The organism is Roseomonas gilardii, from assembly GCF_001941945.1.
In the GTDB taxonomy this organism is placed as follows: Bacteria; Pseudomonadota; Alphaproteobacteria; order Acetobacterales; family Acetobacteraceae; genus Roseomonas.
On the sequence record NZ_CP015584.1, the window covers coordinates 585,771 to 599,428 of the forward strand.

At 66.4% G+C, this 13,658-nt stretch carries 10 protein-coding genes and 1 pseudogene; 7 read left to right on the top strand and 4 right to left on the bottom strand.

Translation table 11 applies throughout. The features are described from left to right. Positions 1-53 precede the first annotated feature (53 nt). Positions 54-974, bottom strand: a complete 921-nt coding sequence (locus RGI145_RS22075; protein WP_075800658.1) for a LysR family transcriptional regulator — start codon at positions 972-974, stop codon at positions 54-56. 111 nt (positions 975-1,085) lie between these two features. On the opposite strand from RGI145_RS22075, the gene RGI145_RS22080 reads away from it, so the two are divergent. From RGI145_RS22080 to RGI145_RS22095, 4 genes are read left to right on the top strand one after another with little or no spacing between them, the layout of a single operon-like run. Beyond that, positions 1,086-1,493, top strand: a complete 408-nt coding sequence (locus tag RGI145_RS22080; protein WP_075800659.1) for a cupin domain-containing protein — start codon at positions 1,086-1,088, stop codon at positions 1,491-1,493. Continuing rightward, positions 1,490-2,455 carry a Bug family tripartite tricarboxylate transporter substrate binding protein gene (locus RGI145_RS22085; protein WP_075800660.1) on the top strand — a complete coding sequence of 322 codons (966 nt, stop codon included), beginning with the start codon at positions 1,490-1,492 and terminating at the stop codon, positions 2,453-2,455. The genes RGI145_RS22080 and RGI145_RS22085 overlap by 4 nt, the downstream gene beginning before the upstream one ends. 7 nt (positions 2,456-2,462) lie before the next feature. Beyond that, positions 2,463-3,638 carry a CaiB/BaiF CoA transferase family protein gene (locus tag RGI145_RS22090; RefSeq protein ID WP_237183327.1) on the top strand — a complete coding sequence of 392 codons (1,176 nt, stop codon included), beginning with the start codon at positions 2,463-2,465 and terminating at the stop codon, positions 3,636-3,638. Positions 3,639-3,646: 8 nt separating this feature from the next. Next, positions 3,647-4,801, top strand: a complete 1,155-nt coding sequence (locus RGI145_RS22095; RefSeq protein WP_237183328.1) for an acyl-CoA dehydrogenase family protein — start codon at positions 3,647-3,649, stop codon at positions 4,799-4,801. A 399-nt stretch (positions 4,802-5,200) separates the two neighbouring features. On the opposite strand, the gene hflX is transcribed toward RGI145_RS22095, so the two are convergent. Further along, on the bottom strand, positions 5,201-6,559 hold the full coding sequence (gene hflX / locus RGI145_RS22100; RefSeq protein ID WP_075800662.1) for a GTPase HflX: 1,359 nt from the start codon (positions 6,557-6,559) through the stop codon (positions 5,201-5,203). Positions 6,560-6,858: 299 nt separating this feature from the next. Here hflX and RGI145_RS26265 point away from each other — a divergent pair. The 3 genes and pseudogenes from RGI145_RS26265 to RGI145_RS22115 all read left to right on the top strand — a co-directional run. Next, a pseudogene (locus RGI145_RS26265) lies at positions 6,859-7,023 on the top strand (integrase core domain-containing protein); the annotation flags it as partial. Positions 7,024-7,639: 616 nt separating this feature from the next. Continuing rightward, a complete protein-coding gene (locus RGI145_RS22110) occupies positions 7,640-8,692 on the top strand; it encodes an efflux RND transporter periplasmic adaptor subunit (protein ID WP_208864022.1) in 1,053 nt (350 codons plus the stop codon). Then, positions 8,689-11,814: an efflux RND transporter permease subunit gene (locus RGI145_RS22115; protein ID WP_075800664.1), complete on the top strand. Its 3,126-nt coding sequence runs from the start codon at positions 8,689-8,691 to the stop codon at positions 11,812-11,814. Before RGI145_RS22110 ends, RGI145_RS22115 begins: the two co-directional genes overlap by 4 nt. Before the next feature lie 151 nt (positions 11,815-11,965). Here the strand turns inward: RGI145_RS22115 and RGI145_RS22120 are convergent, their stop codons facing one another. Beyond that, positions 11,966-12,697: a hypothetical protein gene (locus RGI145_RS22120; RefSeq protein WP_075800665.1), complete on the bottom strand. Its 732-nt coding sequence runs from the start codon at positions 12,695-12,697 to the stop codon at positions 11,966-11,968. Between the two features lie 53 nt (positions 12,698-12,750). Continuing rightward, entirely contained in the window at positions 12,751-13,653 is a 903-nt protein-coding gene (locus tag RGI145_RS22125) for an NAD(P)-dependent oxidoreductase (RefSeq protein WP_237183329.1), read from the bottom strand. Positions 13,654-13,658 lie beyond the last annotated feature (5 nt).

Below are 13,658 nucleotides of genomic sequence, written 5' to 3' on the forward strand. Positions count from 1 at the left end.
CGGCCTCCATGGTGGCCACCACCGATCCGTGTGCTGGCGAACGCGGAACGGCATCAACATTCCTTCAGGGGCACGGCCCCTTCGAACCGCCTGACCTCCTCTCGCAGGGCCTCGGAAAAGGCCTCTGCGGCAGGGGAAAGTGAACGTCCGGCCCGCCGGATCAAGGTCACCTTGCGTCCAACTGCCGGTGGTCCCAGCGGCCGCGCGGCCAACTCCGGGGCCATGCGCAACTCGGCCGCGCTCGACGGGAGAAGAGCGATGCCGAGGCCTGCCCTCGCCATGCCGACGAGTGTACTGGAATAGGCAACTTCCTGAACGGGCGTAACCAGTTTCCCGATGCGTGCGAAGGCGTCGTCCACCAATTGCCGGATGCTGCTGTCCGTTTCCAAAAGCAGCAGCGGCTCCTCGGCCAGGCGCGTCAGCGCAATGCTTCGGCGCCGCGCCAGAGGATGCCTCGGTGGCAGAAGAGCCACGATCTGATCGCGGAACAAAGGTTCGATCGTGAACGCCTCGCCCGGTGAGAGATCGCTGGCAATGCCGATATCCACCTGATCGGAGCGGACCTGTTCGTAGACCTGGCGAGTCACTGCCTCCCGTAGCCGGATCTTGAGATTGGGATGTGTGGTCTTGAGCCGCGCCATGGCCATGGGAAGAAGGCCGGCAGCGACGGAAGGCAGCGCTGCAACGCGCACGAGACCCCGCCGCCGAGCGGCAAGGTCCTGCAGGTTGATGACACTATGCTCCAGCTCCTGCAGCAGGGGCTCCAGGGACCGGGCGAATTCCAGCCCCGCCGTCGTGGGCTCGGTACCATGGGGTGTGCGATCGAGCAGCTTCAGACCCAGCGCCTCCTCAAGTTGCCGGATCTGGACCGTGAGTGCTGGTTGGGTGACGTGCAGCAAACCTGCGGCGCGCGTGAAGCTGCCATATCGCAGCACGGTGACGAAAGCGCGCAGGCCCTTCAAGGTAATGCTCATAGAAAAAATTTATAACACGAGCAAAAATATTCAATTGATTTATCAACGGGTCGGCTTCGATATCCAACGACAAGGACGCCTCCCGAGAACGAGGCGCCCAGGGAGTGAAAGATGTCCGGAACGACGCCACGGAATTATTTCGTGCGACCCGATGAGGTACGTGCCTACAGCCCCGCCAACCACACCGGCACTGTGAACCGCCGTCTGATCGCACCGGAAACGGTTGGCGCGGAGAGGATGGAAGTGCTGCTTGGCATCATCGAGAAGGGCAGCGGCGCATTGCCGCATGCGCATCCCGGCATGGAGCAGGCCTGCTACATTCTCCAGGGCCGGGCACGGGCCGGGATCGCCGGTCAGAGCCGTGAGATCGGCCCCGGCGAGATGTGCTTCTTCCCGGCAGGTGAGGAGCACGTCTTCACCGTTGTCAGCGACGACCCTGTGCATGTGCTGGTGATCTATTCGCCGCCCTATGGCGAGAATCCCGACAAGGTCGTCCGACACGCGGAGGTGCGGGCATGATCGCCCGGCGGACCTTTCTGGGCGCGGCCGGCGCAGCGCTTCCCCTGATGCAAGCCTGGGGGCAAGCCTGGCGTCCGGCACACACCGTCACGCTCCTGGTGCCATTCGCCGGCGGCAGCGGCACGGATGCGGTGGCTCGCATCCTGGCGGATCTGCTGGCCAGGCAACTCGGCGTGCCGGTGGTGGTCGATAACCGCCCGGGCGCCAATGGCAGCATCGCCGCCATGGCCGCCGCGCGAGCCGCGCCCGACGGCACAGCCCTGTTCGTGACGACCAACACGACGCATTCCGCCAATCCGTCGCTGATGAAGCGCATCGACTATGACCCGGTCGCGGATTTCACGCCCGTGGCGCGGGTGGGAAACCTGCCCTTCATGCTGGTCGTGGGCGAGCAGGTGCCGGTCCGGAACCTGCAGGAACTTCTCACCATGGCGCGCCGCAAGCCGGGGGAAGTGACCTATGCCAGCGGCAACAGCACGGGAATCGTGGCGGGCGCGACGATGGCCCGCATGGGCGGCGTCGAGATGCTGCACGTGCCCTATCGCAGCACGCCGCCGGCGATGACCGATGTGATCGCAGGGCGTGTCACCTGCATGTTCGTGGATATCGCCGCCGGCCTGTCCAACATCCAGGCCGGCCAGCTTCGGGTCCTGGCGATGAGCACCCGCAGCCGTTCCACACTGATGCCGGATGCGCCTTCCATGGCGGAGGCCGGGCTGCCCGATTTCGACATTACCTCCTGGAACGGCGTTTTCGGTCCCGCGCGCATGCCGCCCGCCGCGACTTCCACTCTCAACGCCGCCATCCGCAGTGCGATAGAGCGGCCCGAGGTCCGTCAGCGCTTCGGGGATATCGGCTTCGAGGCCTTCTCCGGCACGCCGCAGGATCTGGGGCAGTTCGTCCAGACGGAACTGGTCCAGTGGAGGCAGCTGATCGAGGCTGCCGGGATCGAGAAGGAGTGACCCGGCAATGACGGCACTCTCGGGCATCCGCATCCTGGATGCCAGCACGGTTGTGATGGGCCCCTACGCGACCCGTCTGCTCGCGGATCTCGGCGCCGATGTGCTGAAGCTGGAACCACCGGAAGGCGACATCATGCGCCGGGCCGGCCAGGGCGGTGCGATCTTCGCCCACCTGAACCGAAGCAAGCGCGGTGCGGTCGTGGATCTGAAATCCGCCGAGGGGCAGCGGCATCTGCGTGAACTCGCCGCCGAGGCGGATGTTCTGGTGCACAACATGCGACCCGAAGCCGCGGCCCGGCTGAGCCTGCGGAAGGCTGATCTGGACGCCGTGAATCCCGGGTTGATCGTGGCCAGCGCCTATGGCTACGGAGCCGGCGGCCCGTTCTCCGGACGCCCGGCCTATGACGACCTGATCCAGGCCGCCAGCGGTCTCGCCGCAACAATGGGTCGCGCTTCCGGCGAGGCCCCTGCCTATGTGCCCATGACGCTGGTGGACCGGGTCGTCGGCGCGCATCTCGCCTTCGCCGTCGCGGCGGCCATTGCCTGTCGCGCGCGGACTGGCGTGGCGCAGGAGGTGGAGGTTCCGATGTTCGAGACCTTCGCCGACCTCGTCGCCAGCGACCATCTGGGCGGGCTGAGCTTCGATCCCCCGGAAGGCGGGCCCTATTATCCCCGGCTGATGTCGCCGCACCGTCGGCCCTACCGCACGCGGAACGGCTGGATCGCCGTTCTGCTCTACACGCAGGTGCACTGGGAAAGGTTCTTCACCCTTCTTGGCAGGGAACAGGAACTGGCCGACGATCCACGCCTGCGCGACCATGTGGCACGGCAGGCGAACATCGATCACGCCTATGGATGTGTGGCGGAGGCGCTGTCGCATCGCGACACGGAGGAATGGATGCGCATCCTTTCCGCCACGGACATTCCCGTTTCCCTGGTGAACGATGTGGAGGACCTGCTTCAGGACCCGCACCTGCGCGCCACCGGCTTCTGGCGGCAGGTGCCGTTGCCGGATGGCTCCCTGCTTCGGACCACGGCGCCGTTTGGCCGATGGTCCGCCACACCGCCGGGCCCACCTGGGCCGCCACCCGCCTTCCGTGTCGCCGCTACAGGAAGCGAGGATGAACGGCACCGGCCGGCTCGGGGAACGGAGAGCACTGGCATGGAGCAGATTCGGTCATGAACTTCGCGATGAGTCCCGACCAGGAGGCCGTGCAGGAAGCGGTCGCGCGCATCTGCACCGGCTTCGACGACGAGTACTGGCTGCAGCGTGACCATGACGGTGTCTTCCCCACGGATTTCCACCAGGCTCTGGCCCGCGACGGCTGGCTCGGCATCTGCATGCCGGAGGAATATGGCGGCGGCGGGCTGGGCATCACCGAAGCGGCCATCATGATGCAGACGATCGCTCAGTCGGGAGCCGGCATGACCGGGGCCTCGGCGGTGCACATGAATATCTTCGGCCTGAATCCCGTTGTGGTCTTCGGCACTGAGGCACAGAAGCGCCGCATGCTGCCGCCGTTGATCGAGGGGCGGGAGAAGGCCTGTTTCGCGGTCACGGAGCCCAATGCGGGGTTGGACACGACCCAGCTCCGCACCCGGGCAGAGCGGCGCGGCGACCGCTATGTGGTGAACGGCCAGAAGATCTGGATCTCCACGGCGCAGGTGGCGGAAAAGGTGCTGCTTCTCGCGCGCACGACACCGGTCGAGCAGGTCCGGCGTCGCACAGAGGGGTTGAGTCTTTTCTACACCACGCTCGACCGAGCACGCGTCCAGGTCCGCGAGATCGAGAAGATGGGCCGCAAAGCGGTCGATTCCAACGAAGTCTTCTTCGATGATCTCGAAGTGCCGGTCGAAGACCGCATCGGGGAGGAGGGAAGGGGGTTCGAGTACATCCTGCACGGGTTGAACCCGGAGCGCATCCTGATCGCCGCCGAAGCCGTCGGCCTGGGCTTCGTCGCGCTGGAGCGGGCCACGCGCTATGCCGGCGAGCGCGTGGTCTTTGGCCGGCCCATCGGTCAGAACCAGGCGATCCAGCACCCGCTCGCAGCTTGCTGGATGGAGCTGCAGGCGGCACGGCTGATGATCCTGAATGCCGCCTGGCGCTATGATCAGGGGCTTTCCTGCGCCGCCGAGGCCAATTCCGCGAAGTACCTGGCGGCGGAGGCAGGCTTCAAGGCATGCCAGCAGGCGGTGATGACACATGGCGGCTTCGGTTATGCACGAGAATACCATGTCGAGCGCTACATGCGGGAGGTCATGATCCCGCGTATCGCCCCGGTCAGCCCGCAACTCATCCTCTGCTTCATTGCCGAGAAGGTCCTGGGCTTGCCGAAATCCTATTGAATCGGGCCGTGGAGCCTTCCGGTGCGCAGCCGGATCCGGCCCCGGAAATGGCTTTCGCCATGAAAGGAGATACACCGCATGCCATCTGTCCGTAGGCGCGGCGAGCGCCGTACCAGTACGCGCGGTCTCCTGCCCTGACGACATCCACGTCGCCCCGGAACAAGCTCGCCCGGTGCCTTCGGGCGAAGACGGCCCGGCGTGCGGGCGTCCCTCGTTCGGGGCCGCCCGCTTTCGGTCAGGATGCCGGATCGCATGGGACCGGAGGGCAAGGATAGCAGAGGCGCTTGCTTGCCTTTCAAGGATTTACGGAAGACTGACCGCTCCGGCCATTGCGAAGGAGAGAGTCCGGCTTCCCTGCCGCTGATCAGTGAGTCCGGACGTCCCAGGGCATGGCACGGCTCAGCTCGCGGCAAGGCTCCGCTGCAGCCGCGCGATGGCCCCAGGCAGGCCGCGGACCTTCAGCACCCGGCCGCTTTCGTCATACTCCTCCGACAGGACCCGTGCGCTCTCGTAGACCTCGCCGATAAGCCCCTGCTTCGCATAGGGCAGCACCAAGACATCCTCCACCATTTCCGCCTCGAAGAAGGAGATGATGGTGTCCCGTAGGGCGCTGACATCCTCGGGCACATGGGCAGAAAGCAGGATGGCGTCAGGATGCTTCTCGCGCAGGGCCGCCCGCCCTGCGGCGTCCACCCGGTCCATCTTGTTCAACACCAGGCGGGACGGAACGACATCCGCCCCGATCTCGCGCAGCACGCCGCGGCTCACCTCCAGCTGCGCCTCGTAGGTGGGATCCGACGCATCCACGACATAGAGCAGCAGCGAGGCTTCCAGCGCCTCCGTCAGGGTGGAACGGAAGGAGGCGACGAGGTCGTGGGGCAGCTGCTTGATGAAGCCGACCGTGTCGGACACAAGTACGCGCGGCCGCGTCTCCGGCTGCAGGATGCGGACGGTGGTGTCGAGGGTCGCGAAGAGCTTGTCCTCCACCAGCACCTGGCTGCCCGTGAGGGCGCGCATCAGCGAGGACTTGCCAGCATTCGTATAGCCGACCAACGCCACCCGCAGCTGGTCCCGCCGGGCGGCGCGGCGGTTGTCGCTGTCGCGTTGCACCGCCTCCAGCTGCTCCTTCAGCTCCGCCAGCCGATCGCGGATCTTGCGGCGGTCGAGATCGAGGTTGCTCTCGCCCGCGCCCGGGCCCTGCTGGCGCCCGCCGCCACCCGAGGACTCCCGCAACCGCGGGGCAACGTATTTCAGCCGAGCCATCTCCACCTGCAGCTTCGCCTCGCGGGTGTTGGCATGGCGGTGGAAGATCTCGACGATGATGCCGGTGCGGTCGAGCACCTGGGCCCCGGTCGCCCACTCCAGGTTGCGGATCTGACTGGGGGAGAGCTCGTGGTCGACGATGACGAATTCGGGCCTGCGGGCCGGGGCGATGGCCGCCTCCGGATCTCTGGTGGGTGTCCCCTCCGCAGCTCCCTCGAAGCGCTGTCGTGCCTTGGATCGCGGAGGCGGCGCCATCGAGCCCACCACGCCAGTGCCGCCCGTGAGCGCCGCGAGTTCCGCCAGCTTGCCGCTTCCGAGCAGCGCCCCAGCGCCGGTGCCCTCGCGCCTCTGCGACACCGTGCCCACCACCTCATAGCCCAGTGTCTTCACCAGGCGTCCCAGCTCTTCGAGGCTGGCCTGATGCGCCACGTCGTCCACCTCCGGTTTCTGGATGCCGACAAGGACGGCGGGCGGAACGGGAGGCTTGGTATCCATGACAATAGAGTAGCATGGACCAGGCCCCATGGCGACGGCAGGCTCCTCGCCGCGCCGCGCCTCGGAGCGGCACCGGCGCCGCGTGCTGCACCGGGACGGTGACGATCCGCTTCAAGATGTGCTGAGCTCGGCCAATGCCACCGGTCTGCATCGCGACCTCGCGGCAGTGCAGACAGCACTCGACCTGCCCTGGACTACCAACCCTGCCGAAGGACAGATCAACCGCCTCAAGATGATCACGCGCACGATGTATGGCCGGGCCGGCTTCGCGCTCCTCCGCGCCCACCTTCGCCACAGCCTGCGCCGCACTCGGGGCGGAGTATCGCCACACCCGTCCGCGGACGCCGCAAATGAACGGCATGGTGGAACGCTTCAACGGCCGGATCGGCGGCGAGGTGCTGGGCATCACCATCTGGTCGCACCGCGATCTCGAGCAGCTACTGCGCGGTTTCAACGCCGCCTAAAACGCCCGCCGCCAGCGCGTGCTCGATGGCAAGACACCCGACCAGGCCGTCGCCGAACGCCTCAAGGCCCGTCGCAAGCTCGCCTGCGGCATGCCCGAAGGTCGCGCTGGACCAGACGACATCGTCCCTGGCACGCCAAATCGCTGAAGCCGCCAAAGACGTCTCGCAACCGGAAAGCTAGCCTGCGCGGTCTATCCGAGGGCAGAGGTAGAGGCGGATGAGCGCGGATTGACACTGAAGCCATCGAAATCACCGATCACGACCCGGCTGATCAAAGCGTAACCGGTGCCGTCCATCCAGGTAGTCCACTTCACGTCCCTGAGCTGTCCCCACTCCTTTACCCAGGAGGATAGGGGGAGCCACGCTATCCAGTTTGAGAGGCCGTTTCATAGCGGTTGGGGTAGGATGAGCGGCGGGGGTTCTGCCTACTGAGCCCGAAATTCTTCCTATTGAGGTTGCAGTGATAGAGCATGGTAAAATACCGCGAAGATCGGAAATGCATCACATGATTATGAGCATTCTTTCCATCTGGCTCCGTTCTCTGCTTCCAGTCGTTCTTATCCCCTTTGTCCTGTTGACTTTTCAAGCTGCCGCACAAGCACCTGCAGTGACCGTCATGCTCGTGTCTGTCGAGAAGGTTTTGCCGAGCGCTGACTTCCTCGGGCGCGTGGAAGCCGTCAACGCTGTCGATATCCGCTCCCGCGTCGAGGGCTTCGTCGAGGCGCGCCACTTCGACGAGGGTCAGGTCGTCCAGCAGGGGCAGGTCCTCTTCCAGATCGAAAGCGCCGGATACGAGGCCGCCCTGGTGGCGGCCAGGGCAAGTCTCGCCAGCGCACAGGCCGATCTCCGCGACGCGGAAGGGCGCTTCCAGCGCAGCGAGCAACTCCGCCGAACCCAGGCCGCTTCCCAGGCCGCCCTGGAGGAAGCCCAGGCCGCACGCGACCGGGGCCGTGCCAATGTCCTCTCGGCGGAGGCCGGAGTCCGCCGCGCCGAGCTCAATCTCGACTATACCACGATCCGGGCGCCGATCCCGGGCAGGATCGGCCATACCACTTTCGCGGTCGGCAGTCTCGTCGCACCCTCCTCCGGGGCGCTCGCCCGGGTGGTCCAGATCGATCCGATCCGCGTCGTCTTCTCGGTCAGCGACCAGAGCATCCTGGAACACCGCAGCAGATCTCTGGCAGGGCAACGGGGCGAGGAGTTCGTGCCGAGGCTCGTCCTGTCCTCAGGACAGGACTATTCCCACCAGGGCGAGATCGAGTTCCTTGGGAACGAGTTCGACCCCCGGACAGGCACCATCCCGGTGCGCGTGCGCTTCCCGAACCCGGATGGCCTCCTGGTTCCAGGACAGTTCGTCACGCTGGCGCTGCATCCCGCGTCGCCGTCCGTGCGCCCCGTCATCCGGCTTGGGGCGGTGCAGCTGGATCGCGAGGGCCGCTTCGTTCTCCTGGTGGGCGACGACGGCAAGGTCGAACTGCGGCGCATCCGTGTCGGCGCCCAGATCGGGCAGAACTGGATCGTCGAGGAGGGGCTGAAGGGCGGAGAACGCGTCATCGTCCAGGGCTTCCAGAACGCACGGCCCGGGGCAGTGGTGCGGGTGGTGCAGGCTCCGGACACCACGGCCGACCCGGCCCAGGGGCAGGCGCCCGAGACAACACCGCGCCCATGATATCCGCCATCTTCATCCGGCGGCCGCGCTTCGCGATGGTCATTGCCGTCGTGACAGCGATCGCCGGGCTGCTCGCCCTCACCATGATCCCCGTCGCGCAGTTCCCGCCGATCACGCCGCCCGAGATCCAGGTGAGCGCCAGCTATCCAGGGGCCAGCGCCGATGTCCTGACGGACAGTGTCGGCGCCCCGATCGAGGAACAGGTCAACGGCGTCGATGACATGCTCTACATGTCATCCTCCAGCGGCAACAACGGCAGCTATTCGCTGACGGTCACCTTCCGCGTGGGCACGGACCCGGCCATCGCCCAGGTGAACGTGCAGAACCGGGTCGCCCAGGCCACGGCCCGGCTGCCGCCCGCGGTCACGCAGACGGGCGTGTCCGTCCGCAGCCGGTCCACCAGCATGTTGCTGGGGGTCGCGGTCTATTCGCCACGTGGCACGCGGGACGGGATATTCATCAGCAACTACGCCTCGGTCAACTTGCGCGACACGCTGGCCCGCATTCCCGGCGTGGGCGAGGTCGGCGTCTTCGGCCCCGCCTACAGCATGCGGGTGTGGATGAACCCCGATCGCATGCAGGCCTTGGGCATCACCGCGGCCGACATCGCGGCGGCCATCCGCTCGCACAACGCCCAGGCATCCGCAGGGCTGATCGGGTCGCCGCCCGCGCCGGCCGGGCAGGAGCTGCAGATGATCATCATGGCCCGAGGCCGGCTGGCGACGCCAGAGGAGTTCGGGGATATCGTGATCCGCACCAACACCGATGGCGCGATCGTCAGCCTGCGCGACGTGGCGCGTATCGAGCTCGGTGCCCAATCCTACGATATCCGCTCCCGCTTCAACGGCCAGCCGAGCGCCACGGTCGTCGTCTATGCCTCCCCCGACGCCAACGCCCTGAACGTCGCCGGGGCCGTGCGGGCGGAGCTCTCGCGTGCCGCCGCCCAGTTCCCGGACGACCTCGCGGAGACGGTCGTGTTCGACACGACAGCCTTCGTGAACGAGACGATCCGGGAGATCGCCGTGACGCTCGGCATCACCTTCCTCCTCGTCGTCCTGGTCACCTATGTCTTTCTGCAGGACTGGCGCGCCACGCTGATCCCCATGCTGACGATCCCGGTTTCGCTGCTGGGCGGCTTCGTCATCCTCTATGCGCTGGGCTACTCGGCCAATACCATCACCCTCTTCGCCATCGTGCTGGCCATCAGCCTGGTGGTGGACGATGCCATCATCGTGGTCGAGGGTGTTCAGCGGGTGATGCGGGAGCACGGCCTGCCCGTCACCGAGGCCACGCTGGACACGATGCGGCAGGTCACCGCGCCCATCGTGGTCACGACGCTCGTGCTCGCCGCGCTATTCCTGCCCATCGGCTTCCTCTCGGGCATCACGGGCCAACTCTATGGACAGTTCGCCGTGACGATCATGGCGACGATCGTCCTCTCCACCGTCAATGCGCTGACTCTGAGCCCGGCCCTCTGCGTGATCCTCCTGAAACAACCAGGCGGACGGCAGGGCCGGTTCTTCTCGGCGCTCGATACGGCCCTCGACCGGTCACGACAGGGCTGCCTGGCGCTGCTGGCGCGGCTCGGGAAGCGGCTGGCCATCGGCGGAGTGATCATGGTGGCGGTGCTGGCCGGCGTTTTCGGGTTGTTCCGCATGCTACCGACAGCCTTCATCCCTTCGGAGGATCTGGGCTACATCTTCGTGAACCTCCAACTACCCGGCGCCGCCTCGCTCGACAGGACCGAGGCCGCCTTGGACGATGTGGTCCGCGCCGTGCGCGACACGCCGGGCGTCGGCGGTGTCATCAGCATCGCTGGCAGCAGCCTGATCGGTGGCGGCGGTTCCGATGCGGGCATGGTCATCGCCTCGCTCCGGCCATGGCGGGAACGCAGGGACCCTGCCGAGAGCGTCGATGGCATCCTGGCGCATCTCCGGAGCCGTTTAGCGGAGATGACGGCCGGGACGGCCGTGGCCTTCGTGCCGCCCGCCATCCCCGGGCTCGGCAGCACGGGCGGCTTCGACATGCGCCTTCAGGCCCGCGCCGGGCAGAGCCAGGAGGATCTTGCCGAAGCGACGCGCGGCCTGATCTTCCGCGCGAACCAGGCGCCGGGACTGACCGGCGTGTTCAGCACCTTCCGGTCGGACACCCCCCAGATCTACCTGCGGATCGACCGGCGCCGGGCGGAACTGCTCGGTGTCACGCCGGGCGCCATCTTCGAGACGCTGCAGGCGCATCTCGGCTCGGCCTATGTGGACGACTTCAACATCCTGTCCCGGGTGTTCCAGGTCCGCATTCAGGACGAGCCGCGCTTCCGTGGGCGTGTGGCCGATATCGGCCGCCTGCATGTCCGCAGCAACGCGGGCGAGATGGTACCGCTGCGTGCCTTGATCGTCACCTCGGACGCGCTCGGCCCGAACGCCATCGGCCGCTATAACCTCTTCCCCGCCGTTTCCATCAACGGACAGGCGGCAGCCGGGACCAGCAGTGGCGCGGCGCTGGATCACATGGAGGTCCTGGCGCGGGAAAGCCTGCCGGAAGGCTTCGGCTTCGAGTGGACCGGGCTGGCCTTGCAGGAGCGGCAGGCGGGGACGGAGACGATCCTGATCATCGTCATCGGCACGGTCTTCACCTATCTTTTCCTCGTGGCCCAGTACGAGAGCTGGAGCGTCCCCATCGCCGTCATGCTGTCGGTCGCCATCGCCGTGCTGGGGGCCCTCGGCACCCTGGCTCTGACCGGCAGGCCGATCGATCTCTATGCCCAGATCGGTCTGCTGCTGCTGGTGGGTCTCGCTGCGAAGAACGCCATCCTCATCGTGGAATTCGCCAAGGAACGCCGGGACGATGGGATGGGCATACTGGAGGCTGCCCTGGATGGGACGAGGCAGCGTTTCCGGCCGATAGTCATGACCGCCTTCAGTTCGATTCTGGGCGTTATGCCGCTGGTCATCGCAAGTGGTGCCGGGGCGGAAAGCCGTCGTTCCATCGGTATGACGTTATTCGGCGGCCTTCTGGTAGGAACCTTGCTCGGTTTGGTGATGATCCCGGCGCTTTATGTCGGGGTCCAGACCCTGCGTGAAAAAGCTAAAGCCCGAATTTATGGGTTCAGTAAAAAATACTGAGCGGCAAAATTTGCTAGAATTTCCGAACAAAGACAATGAAATGCAAAGGTATTTCTGAAATTATCCGAATAAGATGGAGGATATTACACGCTGTCTCGATTCTAATACCCCGATGAAATCCATGTTTCGCCTGAAAAAACGCAACGCATGCTTACCTTGAATTTGGCCATAGGCGGCGTGACTGCAGGTCAACCCGGGCGTCGCGATCGTCGCCCGCGACCGGGCCGGCGTCTGTGCGGATGGCGCGCGCCAGGGTGCACCCGGTGCCGTCCAGGTCGCGGATCGCTATCACCTGCTCCGCAACCTCGGCGAGGCCGTCCATGCCTGCACGCAGCGCCACCACGGCGCGGTTCGCCGGGCCGGCAAAGCGGTGAGGACGCAGGTGCCGGACCTGGTGACGCCGGGTGAGGTAGTCGGCGTGCCAGCCGACACGGCTGGGCAGCGGATCACGGCCACCCATGTCCACCGGCAGGCCCGGTTCGAGGAGGCAGCCCGCCTGCATGCCGCAGGCGCCTCGCTCAGCGCCATCTCCTGGCATCTCGATGCCGATCGCAAGACGCTGCGGCGCTGGCTGCGGGCCGGCACCATCCCGACCTGGCAGCAGCCGCGCCGCGGCAGCCTGCTCGATCCCTGTAGTGACCACCTGGAGCGCCGCTGAACCGAGGGCTTCCACAACACCGCCCGGCTCCTGCTGGCCGATGCCCAGACCCAGGTCCAGCCGGATCAGGCCTTCGTCGCGCGACTGCTGGAGGAAGTGCCCACCCTGGCCGCGACGATCACCGCGGCAAAGCGGCTCCGCCGCCGTGCTGCGGCGGCGGAGCAGCGAGACGCTCGACGACGTCCTCGCCGCCGCAACCGCGACGCCGCTGGCCAACTTCGTCACCGCGCTGCGCAGAGTATCTTTAGCTTTTGATTGAAGTATCCGACCGTCATGGCTCAGCGCGGAGAGTATGGCACCATCCGCGCCTCGATCGCCGCCAGAGCCTCCCGGTAGTCCTCCGGGATGCGGCCTGCGAAATGCTCCTTCAACGCCAGTTGATCCACCCATCGCAGCCGCGCGGCGGTGGAACGCGTCATGATCGGCTCGATCCCCACATCGGACAGGGCGTCGGCGGCCATGGCGGCCTCCTCCGAACGGCGCTGCGCGTGGATGACCCCCGTGGAGATCAGGTTGCCCGCAAAATCCGGGAAAGGCCGTGACATCAGCGTCCGCGCGGCTGATTGCAGGACAACGTCGTCCAGGCCGTAGCGACGGGCGCCCAGCATCATCTCGTCCAGCAGGGCTTCGATCCCCTTGATCAACACGGAACGCAGGATCTTGATGGCAGAGGCCGTGCCCAGTTCCGCTCCTACCGGATCAATCTTCATGCCCCAGGGCACGAGCGCTTCGCTCACCCTCTCGGCGGCAGGACCACTGGCCAGGATGGGCAACCCTAGCCCGTCACGCGGCGTGCCAACGATCGAACCATCCGCGACCTGACTTCCCGTGCCCGCCAGTTCGGCCGCCATGGCCTGCTTCACCTTCGGCGTGGCGGAGGCGATGTCGATGAACACATGCCGCGGCCGCAGCACCGCCGCAAAGCCCGCGGCACTCTCGATCGAGGCAGAGCCAGGGGTCACGCCGATCACGATATCCGCCCGCTCGGCCAGCTCGGCAGGCGAACGCACCAGCGTGACGCCCGCGCTGGCGGCACGCTCCTGGATCAGGGCGGCGTAGGGTCCATCGAAAGCCCCTGTGTCGTAGCTGGCAACCTCCGCGAGTCCACGGGCTCGCAGCCCAGCGCCCAGCGTGCTCCCCACCTCGCCATAGCCGATCAGCCCGACCCTGACCTGACGCATCGCCA